Source organism: Salinimicrobium sp. TIG7-5_MAKvit, assembly GCF_049569215.1.
GTDB lineage: Bacteria > Bacteroidota > Bacteroidia > Flavobacteriales > Flavobacteriaceae > Salinimicrobium > Salinimicrobium profundisediminis.
Genome location: NZ_CP145903.1, coordinates 777,542 through 793,106, shown reverse-complemented (window position 1 = coordinate 793,106; position 15,565 = coordinate 777,542). Strand labels below are relative to the sequence as shown.

The window sequence follows — 15,565 nt, the reverse complement described above, 5'->3', positions numbered from 1 at the left end:
TGAAGATTTCAATCAAAAATTAAGTAAACCACTTGGTAGACAAATAATTAATTTCTATATTTGGTTCATAGTAATATATTTGCGAAACTTCTTTAAGTAAAATAATTAGAAGCATTTCGCTTTGAGTCTCGGTTCGAAAACTGGTAATTTTTAAGCAACGAGATGATAAGCACAATGCTCACGACCCGGGCGTGGGCTTGCTTATTGTTGCAGGGTATACCAGTACCTCGAATCGATAAGTTGAGACTCCACGCCTTTTTGTTTTCGGCGGCACATCTTCTCAACTCTTTCAAAGCCTTTGTTTCTTCAAGCACAAGAAGGTTCTCAAACCATTATTACAATTTTTTGCCTTGACGGGATTAGCCATTGTTAAGGTTCATTGACGGGAGCTAGTTTAGCCGTTAGTCCCGGTGGGTCACCATAACTGCTACCCCTATGTTGCAGTGGTGACGGGTGGGCGGGAAAAATTCCCCCATTCCCCTCATTGGGGGAGTTTTAATTTTGTGTAACTAAATGAGGTGCCAATGAAACAGTAACATTTTGTAATTACCCGAAAGGGCAGCCTATTTTGTTCAATTATGAGAACAAAATAAACATAAAAATAGCCTTCCGGTTTCTTTTGGCGAAGCTGCCCGGAAGGCTTAAATCAAACGAAACAAAGTTTCATTTAATCACTGCAAAATTATGAAAAATAATTATGGCCGGTTTAAAATAATCGTGCTTAAAAGTCTCATCCTGCTGCTTTCTGTAATTACCTGGAAAGCCACAGCAGGAAACGCTCCTAATTCTTTAGATAATCCATATGTCCAACAAGAAGTAACAGGTATTGTTACAGGCCCGCAGGGGCAGCCAATAGCGGGTGTTGCTGTTTTTATCAAAGGAGAAACTAAAGGAACAGTTACCAACGTAGATGGTGAATTTACCATACGTGCCATCCAGGGAGATACTCTCGTCTTTACCTATCTGGGTTTTAAACCTGTAGAAGTTGTCCTGGAACAGGAAAGGAACATTAATATCCAAATGGAAGAAGATGTTTCCTCTCTTGGAGAGGTAGAGATCAACGCTGGTTACTATAATACTACCCGCAGGGAAAGTACAGGAAACATCTCCCGCGTCACAGCAGAAGAGATAGAACTGCAGCCGGTGGTGAGTCCGCTGCAGGCTTTGCAGGGGAGAATGGCAGGGGTGGAGGTTTTAACACAAAGTGGTGTGCCTGGGAATGCACCGACCATCAGAATTAGAGGTCAGAATAGTTTACGCAATTCATTTGATGATAACGGTAACCTGCCTTTATACATAATTGATGGTGTACCGATAAATTCTAGTGCAATTGTAGGAGGTAGCAGCATGATCAGTGCTGGAATAGATCCCCTGAGCACACTAAACTTATGGAATATAAAAAGCATTGAAGTTTTAAAGGATGCTGATGCGACGGCAATTTATGGTTCACGCGGAGCCAACGGTGTAATACTTATCACTACAAAAGATGGAACATTTTCCCAGAAAGAGGTCCAGATTGAAACACAGGTTTATAGTGGTATAAGTAAAGTGTCCAATAAGATGGAGTTGCTCAATACTGAACAGTATTTAAAAATAAGAAGAGCGGCTTTTGAAAATGATGGTGTAGAACCAGTAGCAACCAATGCAGAAGATCTTGTTTTATGGGATCAGGAACGATTTACAGACTGGCAGGACAAATTGTTTGGAGGAACTTCTCACATTACGGACCTCAATTTAGCTGCTTCCGGAGGGACAGCATCTACTTTTTTCAGAATTGGAGGTTCCTACCATACAGAAGGTAGTGTTTTTCCTGGTGATTGGAATTACCAAAAAGCAACGGGTTCAATGAATCTTAAACATCAAGCCTTTAACGACAGGCTTGCAATAAATTTTGCTTCAAACTATGGGATTGATAATAATAACTTGTTTCACGGCCATAACTTTGTTCAAGATGCTCTATTTCTACCACCAAATGCTCCGGCAATCTATAATGAGGACGGCAGTCTCAACTGGGAAGATGATACCTGGGACAATCCCTTTGCCTTATTGGCTAATGAGAGTACAGCAAAGGTGAGTAATCTTATTACGAACCTTGGCATCTCATACAGGTTAGCTGGAGGACTTGTACTAAAAGCAAGTGCTGGTTATACTATCTTATCAAGCAACCAACTGAGAAAAGTTACAAAAAATTCATTCAGTCCCGATATCAGACAGTACCAGAATCATTCCTCTACCCATTATACTACCGAAAGAGAGTCTCTTATTATAGAGCCTCAATTAATTTACAATAAAAAACTGGGGAGTGGTAACCTGGAGGGTCTTTTAGGTGTGACGTTCCAACAGAGTGAAAGTAGGAACAAAGCTGTGGTAGGAACAGGATTTCCTTCTGAATCTTTAATAGGGAATCTTGGAGCAGCTGAAGAAGTTAGTGTTATAAACAGCAAGAATATCGATTATAAATACACTGCGATTTTCGCAAGATTGGGATATGCTTGGAAGCAAAAATATTTTATCAATCTCACAGGGAGAAGGGACGGTTCCTCCCGTTTTGGACCAGATAAAAGATTTGCAAATTTCGGAGCTATAGGTGGTGCCTGGATATTTACAGAAGAATCGTTATTCAATAATGATCCTGATTTTCTAAGCTTTGGAAAGATTAGAGGAAGTTATGGAACAACTGGAAGCGATCAAATTCCCGACTATGGATATCTAGATGCTTATGAAGCTACACCAGGACCTGGAGGGTTATATCCAACTCAACTGACAAATCCAGATTATTCCTGGGAAGAAAATAAGAAACTGGAAGCAGCAATTGAACTGGGATTCTTTCAGGACAGGATGAATCTGGGAGTAAGCTGGTACCGTAATAGATCCTCTAATCAGCTAGTGGGTTACCCGCTTCCATCTACAACAGGCTTTTCATCTATTCAGGCGAACCTGGATGCCACGGTCCAAAATACTGGTTGGGAGTTTGAGCTTTCAACCCTAAATATTCAGACCCCAAACTTTAAATGGCAGACTTTTTTCAACCTGACAATACCTGAAAATAAGTTGATCAAATTTCCTGGAATAGAGGAAACATCTTATGCAAATATATACAGGGTTGGATATCCTCTTAATATCTCCCTGCTTTACAAATACAACGGCATTGACACCGAATCAGGATTATATTCTATTGAAGACGTTAATGAAGATGGAAGGTTAGACTATGAAGATCGTATTGTGATAAAAAACCTGAGCCGGAAATTCTACGGAGGCCTGGCTAACAATCTCACCTTCAAAAATTTTTCTCTGAATTTTCTGTGGGAGTTTGTAAAGCAGGAAGGACCGAAACCATATTTTCCCAATCCAGGTGCCTTGGGAAATCAACCTGTTGATGTTTATGGCACAAGTCTCGGAACGGATAACTCTGCTGAGACCCAAAAATTCTCACAGTCGTTCGAAGCTTTTCTCACATATTCGGATGCCTTAAATACCAACCATTTTTACGGAGACGTATCATTTTTAAGGCTCAAGAACCTGTCTGTTCAATACAACTTACCGGAGAAATTTAGAAATCAAGTGGGACTTAACACTGCAAGGGTTTTTATTAATGGGCACAACCTTTTTACTGTAACTGATTATAAGGGATTGGATCCATCATCTCCTGGGGCAGTGGCGATTCCCTCCCTTCGAACTATTACAGGCGGCTTACAAATGAACTTTTAAAACTATAAAGATGAAAAAATACCGACATATAAAATATTTCATGATCATTTCACTTTGCTCTTTACTGGGAGCCTGTGAAGATTATGTTGAAGTAGGAGTACCCGATGACAGAATTGTAAAAGAAACTGTTTTTGAAGATGATGAAACTGCCATTCGTGCGATAAGAGGTATTTATAATGAGTTGTTCAACGCTTCTTTCTCAGGAGGTTGGCGCTCTTCTGTTACTGTATTGGCTGGACTGTCAGCAGACCTTTTACAGCCGGTTAATTCTGAGAATATTACTTATGGTGAAATTCAGAAGAACGAAATCTCACCAAACCATCCATCTAACTATGAACTATGGTCCAGTGCTTATAATATCATTTACATGACCAATTCTGTCTTGGAAGGTTTGGCCATATCAAAAAATGTAAGCGATGATTTAAAAAGGCGCCTTGAGGGAGAAGCACGCTTCGTTCGTGCCTTCACCTACTTTTATTTAGTAAATATTTATGGTGAAGTTCCACTTATTTTAGATACGGATTACCGCAACAACTCTTTGGTTTCAAGAAATGGTATTGATGAGCTTTATACCCAGGTGGTGAAAGATTTAGACATGGCAATAGAGCTTCTAGATTCCAGGTACGAAAGTTCAGACAGGACAAGTGTAAATATTGTCGTGGCCGTTGCACTACGTGCAAGAGTAGCACTTTATCAGGAGAACTGGGATCTAGCAGAGATCTTGAGTAGTGAGATAATTGAAAGAACCGCTACCTACGAAATCCTCCAGGATTTGGATGAGGTATTTTTAGCAAATAGCAAGGAAGCTATTTGGCAGATATCACCAATAGGCAGGGGGAACATATTAACTTCTACTGGTGAAGGCCAGGTTTTCATTGGTACATCACGATCATCTTTACAATTAGCTACAGGATTTGTCGAGGACTTTGAACCTGAAGATAAGCGACTGGTCAATTGGGTTGGCCACTATAATAGTAATACCCGGGACTTCTATTTCCCTTTTAAATATAAGGATAGGTCTAGTCTAAACGATATTACTGAGTATTCTATGGTGTTTCGGCTGGCAGAGCAGTATTTGATTAGAGCAGAAGCCCGGGTAAGAAAGGGAAAAATGAATGAAGCTATTTCTGATATTAATGTAATCAGGATCCGCGCTGGTATAGAACCAATTGACATGAACGAACAGGAAATTGATATAGAAGAAATTCTCGATCTGATCATGAAAGAAAGAAAGAAAGAATTATTTGCAGAATGGGGGCATCGTTGGTTCGATTTAAAGCGAACCGGAAGAACCGATGAAGTTTTGGCGGAGAAAACTTCCTTCTGGGAACCTACCGATGTATTCTATCCTATACCAGAACCAGACCGAATGAAGAATCCGAATTTAGACCAAAATGAAGGTTATTAATTCAGTATTGATTATGAAAATCAAGAATCAATTCTTTTTTCTATTTCTATTTGTGTTGACTGATTATGGAGTTAAAGGCCAAAACAACGGCGATATTTTTCAGGAGAAAATACCGCTTTTGGACACGGCGGTACGATATGGTAAATTGGACAATGGGTTCACCTATTATCTTCGTCGACACGATATTCCTAAAAAAACAGTTGAATTTCATATGGTGGTAAAGGGTGGATTTTTTCATGAAAATGATGATCAGCTGGAATATTCCCATCTCATAGAACACATGGGTACAATCAAAACAAAAAATTTTCCAAATTTAGATGAACATCTGTGGGAAATGGGAGGGTATAATCATGCGGGCACCCGCAATAGTCACACATATTATTGGGCTAGTTTACCATCTGGGGAAAAAGAAATCAAAACTGGGTTAAGAGTAATACGAGATTGGGCACAGAATTTGGATTTCCCCCAGACAGTGGTTGATGTTGAGCGTGGTGCCGTATTGGGGGAAATGCGTACCGCTGATGTTTATGGTACCTGGTTGGATAATGCCATTGAGGAAAAGGTGGTAAAGGACACAGGCCAAGCCTTGTATGATCAACAAAAACATAAAAAAAATGTAGAACTGTTCAATCGGAAAGCTTTTCTAGAATTCTATGACAATTGGTATCGACCTGATCTTGAAGCTGCAATTATTGTAGGTGACATTAATGTGGACAGCATGGAAAAAGAAGTAAAGCGATTGTTCTCAGACTTGAAAATGCCTAAGAAACCTAAAAATGGTCAGAAATTATTAGATGCTCAACGAGTTAAACTGAATGGAGAAAATACCTTTCAAATGGTACGAGATACTGTCAACTCTAGTTTTCGGTTACAAATTATTTCTAAGCACCTAAATTCGAATGGCTTCGGGCTTAAAACCAGGAGCGATTTTAAAAAATGGATAATACAACAGCTATATAAAGAAATTGTTGAGAGTAGGAGCACATTATTAGATCAACAATTCAATCCACCTTTTTCGGAATTCAGGCTAAGTTTTGGTTTGGGAGGTTTTGGAAGAAATAAGGAAATAAACGGAACACGAATGACAGTCAAATTCGCATCCGAGAATCAGCAACAAGTTAAAAAAAATTTTATCGAGGCAGTAGTTGCATGGAAACAAATTCATACTAATATTGGAATTTCGGAACTTCAAAATGCCAAGGAAGAGGTGCAAAATAGGATTATTGGAAAAGTGGTCTTCTCACACGACCTAGCCGAAGCATACCGTTCCCATTTTTTAAAAGGTGAAGCAGCTCTCGCCCCGGAGGTAAAGGAGAATCTGATTAAGGATATTTTAAATGAAATAGACCTTCAGGAAATGCAGAATGCCCTTTTTAATTACGGGAATCTCAATAAGAATGTTGATTTTCTGATTTTCAATGGTGAAAATCACAATGTTCCAAAATTCAATCTTTTTAAGCGGTGGTTGAAGGAAGCAAGAACTATGGAAGTGAAGGCTATAGAACCTTTAGAAGCTCTTGAGTCGTTGGAAGATGTAATTCAGTTCCCATTAGATGAGATTAAGCCGATTAAAAGTATTTCTACTAATGTCATAGATGTAACAAGGGTGACCCTCCAGAATGGAATTGAAGTTTTATTTAAGCCTTCAAATCCAGCTTCTCAACGTCAGAAAGGTCTTGTGACCATAGATGCTTTTCGCCCTAATGAAATTCCAATCTCCCATAGAAAAGAATATTTGGCTGCCAGTATTGTTCCAGAATACATGGGATATGCAGGTGCAGGGTCTTTTTCAAAATTTGAATTAGGAAGGTTCCTTAAAGAAAAAGGTATGAGATTGTTGTTCTTCTCTGATGCTAACTACCAGAGGATTCATGGTAGGAGCAAAGAAAAGGACATTGATGAACTCTTTAACCTTTTATTTCTTTACAGCTATCAGCCGAGGAGAAGTACAGAAGGTTTTGTCGCTTTAAAGGCAGATTACAACCAGCCCCTTAAAGCTTATGTACCCAATAGTGGTTCTAGGTCTGTTCTGGAGGACAAGATGGAATCTTTATGGTATCCTAAAGTTCCTGTGTTAGGAATTTCTGATTTAGAAAATTTGAAATTAGATGATGTTTTTAACGCTTATAAAAGGTGGTTTTCGGACTTTTCGGATTACACCTTCATTATAACGGGAGATTTCAACACTGAACAAATATTTCCAATCATTAGTAAAAAATTATCTGTCTTTCCAGTAGGTAATAGAAGACCAACGGATAATGGTCTTCATAGCTTTCCTTTAAAAAGGATAAACGAGACGATTAGGTTAAAGAATATTGATCAGGCTTTTGTACGTCTTTATTTCCCGACTACTGCTGGTAGGGATGTAAAGACTCAAATCGAAGTTCAACTCCTTACAAAGGCTCTATATGAAAGAGTCTGGAATCGCTTGCGGCAGGGCAGTTATTCGCCAACTACTGGTGGAGATTGGATGGATATTAAGAATGGTGTTTTTTCCTTCAGTATAAATTTCGATAGCGAATTGGGTAATGAGGAAAAGATGATTCAAAATGCCATTGAAGAATTTCGAAAACTGCGTGAATTTGGGGTGGACCAGTCATGGTTAGACGCTGCCATCTCTGATGAAGCGGCAGCTTTTGACAGTGGTTTAAGTAAGTTTGGTATTTTTAATTTTTGGCGGGATTATCTTAAGGAAAAATTGGTCAACCATGAAGATCTAGAACAGGAAGTCCTTCAATACACGACCATGATGAAGCACTTTATTACCTTAGAAGATATAAATACTGCCGCCAAGAAATATTTAAGTGAAGAAAATTTGCAACAATTTATTTTTATTCCCGAATTTTATGATGAGGCAAAAGTTGAGATAGATTAAAACAACAAGATTTTACATACTTTTTCTGAGATAAAATAATATTTTGTTAAAGTTGTGGCCTTGATTTAAACCAGAATAGTAAATTCTTAAAATGGCTATACACCATTTTAATACTTAGTGTTTTACTCATGGAGGAAATCTGAATCAAAAAAAAATCTGAACATTGTGCAGTAGAATTTGTTCAATCTGTGACACCTGCTCATACTCAGTAAATGGTGAAGAAACATCTTACCGATTTCGACAGGTTTGAACTTGTAATAGGAAAGAACTTGTGGAGTATAAAATTTTAAAGAACATCGAGGTAAAACCTCGATGTTCTAATTTACACCAACTTAATCAAGAACTTTAAAAGGTCTTGGACTAGTCGATTTCAGAGGATTTCCGCCTGGCGCATCGTGAACCACATATATTTCACTGGGATCACTGGAATAATACATTCTACAGGTGTTCGAGCCGGTTTCACAACCTACATCTACCTGTTCCCAGCCTTCATCGGTTTGAATAAATCCGATTGCGGATGAAGCATTTGATTCAACATTTGCAAACGACATTCCAATGGCAAAAATCATTGCGATCATTGGTAATAAAAATTTAGTTTTCATAACATTAAAATTTAAAAATGATGCCTACTCTAATTACAGGTTTTCGGCTTCCCCTGATTTTGTTGCAACAAAATATTTTAGGATTTTATATAAGATTGGCTTGTTGTAGGATCCAGGTTCGATCTTCGCCGCCTATGAGAGAGGGCAATTCCGACTGCGGCCATTAGTAACATTCCGGTATTAAAACAAAGCTGTTTATGCCATGACCATGAGCTGAATATTCCTGCACAGGAACAGGGAATGGATGCTGCAAAATTTAAAACAACCAGAATGTATAGGGTAAAAAGTAGCATGATTATAAATGAACCTATAAAAGCTATTATCTTCACTTTGTTAAAAAAGAAAAGAACAGAAACCGTTATTAGTGTGGCAGGTACTGCCCAGGCAATATATGGTGCAAAATCTCCTACAAATGGAAATTGCTCGAGCTGGTTTTTAAAAGTATTCAGTTGCTGCAGCTTATTCACGGCTGCATAGGTAAACAGCAGAATAAAGAAGAGGCTTAGCCCCTCAACAATTACCTTTTTAAAGTCTTTCCTTAACAACATTCTTCAGCTTCTTTGATTATGGTACTGTAAAGTTCGGAAGCTATTTTTACCAATAACCACTGAATGCTTTGGATAAGACAACTATTTAAATATCAGAATGTCGTAATTGTTGAGGGGAAATCTTATATGCATGTTTAAAAGCGTAAGAGAAGTGAGGATAGCTGCTAAAACCACAGGTGTAGGCGATATTCTTTAATGGAAGAGAGGTGTTTTGTGCCAGCTCTTTAGCTAATTTAAGTCTTTCTTCCCTTAGAAATTGGGCTGGGGTGATCCCAAAGACTGCTTTAAAATCATTTTTAAGCTTTGAGGCGGTAACAAAATATTTTTTAGTGAGGTGCTCCATATTCATTGTGTCATTACCCAGGTTTTCAAGAATGTAATCTCTCACTTCATGAGTTTGCCTCAGGTCAGAATTCTGATGAAATATTTTGGGAGAACGGTATTCTTCTTTTTCTAAAATAAAGGACAGGGCTGGATCAAGTTTTGTTGACGCCTCATCCAGCAATACAGGGAGAAAGGTGGAAACTGAAAATCGCAAATCTACATTTTCAGGATATAACGCAGCAACAAAACAGTTACTGTGAATTGATAAACCTTTGCCGGTTTTGAAATTAAGGCTGAGACTGAACCTTTTAAATAGTTTTTCTTGAAACTGAGGGGTTATTTCTTCCCAGACCTGGAGGGATAGGGAATCCAGAAGCTCCCGGAAATGTGTATACTCAAGATTTTCTGGTGCCAGCTGCAGGAGTTCGGGTACTTCTTTGGAAAAATTTACAATCCTGAGCTCTTTATCAAGATAGAAATCCATTTTAGTGAGGTAGATGTAAGTCCTCCTGGGATTAACAAACCCGTGATAGCTGAAGATTTCCTGTAAATCCTGGGAGAGCATGTTTCCCAGTTCTGACATAGCTTCAATTTCGTCATCATACCTGCTTCTTTTAATTCTGTAGGAGAAATTTCCCTTGGCCAGGGCAATAAGCATGTAGAAGAGTTTTTGCCACCTGTTGGAATCCTTGTTGGTTTTCATACGCATGGGGTTTTATCATATGAGGGGCTTTTTTAACTCAGGTAGGAATGGAGGAATTTACGTGCAGCCATTTCACTGGTGAAGATTTCTGAAGGCACAACGGGTTTATTTATTTCCTTAAAAAAATGGAGCATTGCAAGTGACACTTTAGGAGAGGCTATGTAAGCTATCGCAAGGGTGAGAACAGAACCTTTAATGGCCAGGTAATCCCGGGCAGGTTTTGTAGAACTCGCTATTCCCTCTGCATAACAAAGAATGGGGTAAAGTTTTCCTTTTTGAAATGTTACTCTGTCTGCCACGATAAGTCGGGCAGCCTCTATATCCATGAAGATATCGGGCTTATATCTGATATACAGAATCCTGTTTTCAATCCAGAATTCTGCAAAGGCGTTTTCCATATATTCTTTGTGCACTATCATTAGCCGGATATTTAGTACAGTAGAAGAACAATCCAATATGTGCCAATTAAAAACAATTAAATTAAAAAGTAATTTAAATATGCGATTTACGAAAAATGAAAAACACTTATTAAAATCGATTTAATTTAAGTTGTAAAATACTGATGTTGTATAGCTTAAATAAACATTTTATAGTTTGGAATGAAATTACGAAAACTGAACTGTAATAAAAAACTTGAGTTATGGCAAAGATCAAACACAACAATTTTTTGGACTCTGTTGATGAGGTTATCTCCAATGCAACTGAGGCAGGTGTTATTCATTTAAACGCAGAAGGAGATCATCTTAACGGGAGGAAAATTAAAATTAGGGGAAAGGAATCCTTTCATTTTGGCACCACCGGGTATCTCGGTCTGGAGCAGGATGTGCGACTCAAGAAGGCAGCCGTGGATGCAATCATGAAATACGGCACCCAATTCCCTCTCTCGAAAACCTATATTTCTCATCCGTTGTATTCACTCCTGGAGGAGAAAATGACGGCTGTTTATAATCATCCTGTAATTATCACCAAGAACAGCACGCTTGGTCATATGGCGGTTATACCTACCGCTGTAAGGGATGAAGACGCTGTGATACTTGATCACCAGGTACACTGGAGTGTTCAAAACGCTGCACAAATTTTAAAAACCAGAGGCATACCTGTAACCCTCATTCGTCATAACAATCTCGAAATGCTGGAAACCAAAATAAGGGAAGTTTCTGATAAGGTTGAAAAAATATGGTACATGGCTGATGGGGTTTATTCGATGTATGGGGATTTTGCGCCTGTAGAGGAGCTAATGGGTTTATGTAAAAAATATCCCCAGTTACACCTTTATTTTGATGACGTACATGGGATGAGCTGGAAAGGACTTAATGGTGCAGGTTATGTCATGAGTGAACTTAATGAACTCCCGGAAAATGTACTACTGGTAGGAACCTTAAGCAAGACTTTTGGAGCGAGTGGGGCAGTGGTTGCTTGCTCAGATAAATCATTGTTCAGGAAAATAAAGAATTTTGGAGGTCCTTTAACATTCTCGGCACAGCTGGAACCGGCCTCTGTGGCAGCCGCCATTGCCTCAGCCGAAATCCACCTTTCGGATGAAATTTATGATTTACAGTCAGATCTTCAGGAAAAGATCAGGTACTTCAACCAGCATCTTTCCCAAAATGTACTGCCACTTATTTCTGTCAATGAATCGCCTGTATTTTATATCGGTACAGGATTGCCGGCAACGGGATATAATTTCGTAAACCGCCTGATAAACGAGGGCTTCTTTGTTAATCTGGGACTCTACCCCGCAGTACCTGTAAAAAATACAGGGGTAAGAATCACGATTTCACGGCACAATGAGTTGGCAGATATTAAGGCCCTCTCAGAAGCTATGGCATATCATTATCCATTGGCTCTTGAAGAAACAGGGAATAATTTCGAAAGGGTGGGAAAAGCATTTCGATTAGAAATTAGCACTCCTAAAACGACTGCCCAGGAATCTGGATCTTTTGAAGTGCAGTATGAAAAAACCATTTCCAGAATACCTAAGGAGGAATGGAATAAATGTATGGGGGGCAAGGGCACATTTGATTGGGATGGTCAGCTTTTCCTCGAGAAAGTTTTTGATGAAGGTGAAAAGCGGGAACATCAGTGGTCATTTCATTATTTTATTATCCGGAATGAATACAAAAATCCTGTGCTTAGCACCTTATTAAGCAATTCGCTGTGGAAGGATGATATGACTGCTCCCGCTTCTGTTTCCATAAAGCTCGAGGAAACCCGGGAAAGAGATCCCTATTTTATGACTTCCCCGGTACTTTCCCTTGGTTCCACCTTTACAGAGGGGGAACATTTGTTTATTAATCGAAAACATCCCCGGTGGGAAGAAGCATTGAAGATTCTTTTACAGGAGATTGAAAAGCTGTCGGACGAGGTTAGGGCTGAAATGGTGGTTCTGCGGGATTTTGAGAAAGATGATACGCTGGCAAGTATTTTCAATGATGAAGGATTTATTCCAGCGGAAATGCCTGAATCCTGTGTTCTGGAAGATCTGGACTGGAATGATGAGCAGGATTACCTGGAACGTTTAAGCTCCAGGTCCAGGAGACATTTTAGAAAGGAAGTTCAGCCGTATGAAGATAAATTCGATATCAGGATTGTCCAAAATCCTCCTCCTGGTGAAATTGATGAATTTTATCAATTGTATAAAAATGTAAAGCAGAATAACTACGGCATCAATACTTTCACCTATCCGAAAAAGTTATTCTTTAGCATGGCAGAAAGTCCCAACTGGGAATTTATCGTCTTAAAACTTTCTTCCTCGTTACCTGAAGGGGTGGAGCCTCCAGTTGTGGGCGTGATGTTCTGCTATAAAAACCTCGGTATTACTTATGTTCCATCTCTTGTGGGAATGGATTATAAATACGCAACTGAATTTCAGGTGTATCGGCAGTTATTATATCAAACAATTAAAAGGGCCAAAGATCTTGGGTTTCAAAGAATAGACTTCGGCTTAAGTGCCTCTTTTGAAAAACGAAAATTCGGAGCCACGGTGAAAAGAAAATTTTCTTATGTGCAAATGGAAGACAATTATAAGATGGAAAGTATGGGTATGATGAGAAATGAATCCTAAAGACTCACCTGTAAATTCATTCTCAAAGGACCAACTGTGTATCCATTAACATTAGCAATTTGAAAGTCAACTTACCCTACTATTATTTAATGGTTCAAGGCAATAATAAAATGTTTGATGAGATTATACATAACTTTCACAACCAACTAAGTACGCAGGTCATGGAAATTCCCCAGCCTCTGAAAAAGGCTGATGCGGGTATTGATTTGTGTAACACCACTTTGTCAGTTTTAAAAGATCATATAGAAAAGGAGGATTTTGAGAATGTTCCTGATGAAATAGAATTTTTTAAAAATATAAAACCCTGCCCGATGAGTTACCTTATTTACTTTACGGAAATGAGGTCCTGCGAATTGAGAAAGCCTAAGGCCGGTGATAATTTTCAAATTAGGTTCTATGAAAAAGAATTGAGAAAAATCAATAAGTTTTTTCATAAGAACAATGACTTTGTGCACTATATGGAGCAGGGGCACTCGTATATGGATCATCAGCTTTTTACAAGAAATCACCGCAAGAACTTCCCTTTTACACCAATGATCAATTACTACCAGTACCCCGAATTTTCTACCTCTCATGATATGTTGTGGTCTAAAGTTCAGGCGATGTACCGCTTTATCCATTACGTAAGAGAATCAATTCAGGAATTGAAACCCGGTGGTAAAGATTTTATAGTAGAGAAGAAGCATAAAATTGTATTGTGGTCAGGATCTAAAACTGCTTTAGTCGAATTAATTTATGCCCTATACGCTACCGGTGACCTGAATCATGGTACCGCTGATCTTGCTACTATCATTTCCTCCTTTGAAGATTTCTTCAATATCCGGCTGGATAATACCTATAAAACCTACTCTGAAATTAAAGCAAGAAAAGGAATAAGAACTAAATACCTGCAGAACCTCGTGCTTCAATTGGAACAAAAAATGTCGCGGGATGATAAATTATAATATTAGAACTTAGGAAGATAATCTTATTATTGTTTTGATAAACAGGCTTATAAATAATAAATTAAAATTCATTTATGTTTTAACGTTACTCTTTCTTATATCATTCTGTAATTTTATAATTTTGGAAAAAATCCTACAATAAGGAATTATTCCATAAAATGCTGAAGAGATCAATTTTACACCTGGATTTGGATACCTTCTTTGTATCAGTAGAACGCCTGCTCAATTCTGAGTTACAGGATAAACCTCTTTTAGTGGGGGGACTGGGGGACAGGGGCGTAGTGGCAGCCTGTAGCTATGAAACCCGAAAATTCGGAGTACACTCCGGCATGTCCATGAAGGTAGCACGGCAGCTATGTCCACAGGCTACTGTTATAAAAGGGGATTCCAGTGTGTACACCAAACACTCTCATGTAGTTACTGAAATTATTAAGAGCAAAGTCCCTGCATTTGAGAAAGCAAGTATAGATGAGTTTTATGCAGATCTCACCGGGATGGAAAAATTCTTCGGCACCTATAAATTTGCAGGAGAGCTTCGACAAACTATCATGAGAGAAAGTGGATTACCTATTTCTTTGGGATTATCCCAGAATAAAGTGGTATCCAAAGTAGCAACTGGGGAGGCCAAACCCAATAATCAGATGATGATCCTGCAGGGAAATGAAAAATCTTTCCTTGCTCCTTTATCAGTGAGAAAGATTCCTATGATTGGAGAGAAGACATTTCAAAAGCTCTTAAATCTGGGGGTGCGGGATATTCAGATGATCCAGGAGATGCCGGTGGAGATGTTGGAAAGTGTATTGGGCAAGAACGGACGAACTATTTGGAAGAGAGCCAATGGCATAGATGATTCCCCCATTATTCCTTTTCATGAAAGAAAATCCATATCTGCAGAGCGCACTTTTCATAAAGATACCATCAATATGGTACAACTCCGGGCCACCCTGGTAGCTATGACAGAGAATCTGGCTTTTCAACTCAGGCGTGGCAATAAACTTACGTCCAACCTGAGTGTGAAAATCAGGTACTCGGATTTTCACACCTATACCAAACAGGCGAAAATATCTTATACCAGTGCCGATCATCTAATCATCCCTAAGGTTCTGGAACTTTTCAACCAGCTCTATAACCGCAGGCTATTGATAAGACTAATAGGAGTCAAATTTACCGGTCTTGTGGGGGGACACTATCAAATCAACCTGTTTGATGATTCGGAGGAAATGTTGAGCCTCTATAATTCAATGGATAGGATCCGCGAGCGTTTTGGAGATCACAGTGTCATTCGTGCAGCCACCATAGGTGGTACAAGCGTGGGAAGAATGAATAATCCTTTCAATGGGGAACCTCCAATATTACATGCGCATCGGCAACAATAACAACAAAGAATTT

At 38.9% G+C, this 15,565-nt stretch carries 10 protein-coding genes; 6 read left to right on the top strand and 4 right to left on the bottom strand.

Translation table 11 applies throughout. The annotated features are described in order from the left end of the window. Positions 1 to 684 precede the first annotated feature (684 nt). From V5739_RS03600 to V5739_RS03590, 3 genes are read left to right on the top strand one after another with little or no spacing between them, the layout of a single operon-like run. Positions 685 to 3,708 carry a SusC/RagA family TonB-linked outer membrane protein gene (locus tag V5739_RS03600; protein WP_423819674.1) on the top strand — a complete coding sequence of 1,008 codons (3,024 nt, stop codon included), beginning with the start codon at positions 685 to 687 and terminating at the stop codon, positions 3,706 to 3,708. Between the two features lie 10 nt (positions 3,709 to 3,718). After that, on the top strand, positions 3,719 to 5,116 hold the full coding sequence (locus V5739_RS03595; protein ID WP_423819673.1) for a RagB/SusD family nutrient uptake outer membrane protein: 1,398 nt from the start codon (positions 3,719 to 3,721) through the stop codon (positions 5,114 to 5,116). A 13-nt stretch (positions 5,117 to 5,129) separates the two neighbouring features. Further along, entirely contained in the window at positions 5,130 to 7,991 is a 2,862-nt protein-coding gene (locus V5739_RS03590; RefSeq protein ID WP_423819672.1) for a M16 family metallopeptidase, read from the top strand. A 332-nt stretch (positions 7,992 to 8,323) separates the two neighbouring features. Here V5739_RS03590 and V5739_RS03585 read toward each other — a convergent pair whose 3' ends face one another. The 4 genes from V5739_RS03585 to V5739_RS03570 all read right to left on the bottom strand — a co-directional run bounded on the left by V5739_RS03585 (position 8,324) and on the right by V5739_RS03570 (position 10,587). Then, entirely contained in the window at positions 8,324 to 8,593 is a 270-nt protein-coding gene (locus tag V5739_RS03585; RefSeq protein WP_423819671.1) for a DUF6520 family protein, read from the bottom strand. 77 nt (positions 8,594 to 8,670) lie between these two features. Continuing rightward, positions 8,671 to 9,141, bottom strand: coding sequence for a MauE/DoxX family redox-associated membrane protein (locus tag V5739_RS03580; RefSeq protein WP_423819670.1), 471 nt, complete (start codon positions 9,139 to 9,141; stop codon positions 8,671 to 8,673). 85 nt (positions 9,142 to 9,226) lie between these two features. Beyond that, positions 9,227 to 10,168: a helix-turn-helix transcriptional regulator gene (locus V5739_RS03575; protein WP_423819669.1), complete on the bottom strand. Its 942-nt coding sequence runs from the start codon at positions 10,166 to 10,168 to the stop codon at positions 9,227 to 9,229. Between the two features lie 32 nt (positions 10,169 to 10,200). After that, positions 10,201 to 10,587 carry a hypothetical protein gene (locus V5739_RS03570; protein WP_423819668.1) on the bottom strand — a complete coding sequence of 129 codons (387 nt, stop codon included), beginning with the start codon at positions 10,585 to 10,587 and terminating at the stop codon, positions 10,201 to 10,203. A 221-nt stretch (positions 10,588 to 10,808) separates the two neighbouring features. Between V5739_RS03570 and V5739_RS03565 the strand changes: the two genes are divergently transcribed. The 3 genes from V5739_RS03565 (at position 10,809) to dinB (ending at position 15,552) form a co-directional block, all read left to right on the top strand. Further along, positions 10,809 to 13,232, top strand: a complete 2,424-nt coding sequence (locus V5739_RS03565) for an aminotransferase class I/II-fold pyridoxal phosphate-dependent enzyme (protein WP_423819667.1) — start codon at positions 10,809 to 10,811, stop codon at positions 13,230 to 13,232. Positions 13,233 to 13,321: 89 nt separating this feature from the next. Continuing rightward, positions 13,322 to 14,176, top strand: coding sequence for an RteC domain-containing protein (locus V5739_RS03560; RefSeq protein ID WP_423820438.1), 855 nt, complete (start codon positions 13,322 to 13,324; stop codon positions 14,174 to 14,176). A gap of 158 nt (positions 14,177 to 14,334) precedes the next feature. Then, a complete protein-coding gene (gene dinB / locus V5739_RS03555; RefSeq protein ID WP_423819666.1) occupies positions 14,335 to 15,552 on the top strand; it encodes a DNA polymerase IV in 1,218 nt (405 codons plus the stop codon). The last annotated feature ends 13 nt before the right edge of the window (positions 15,553 to 15,565 follow it).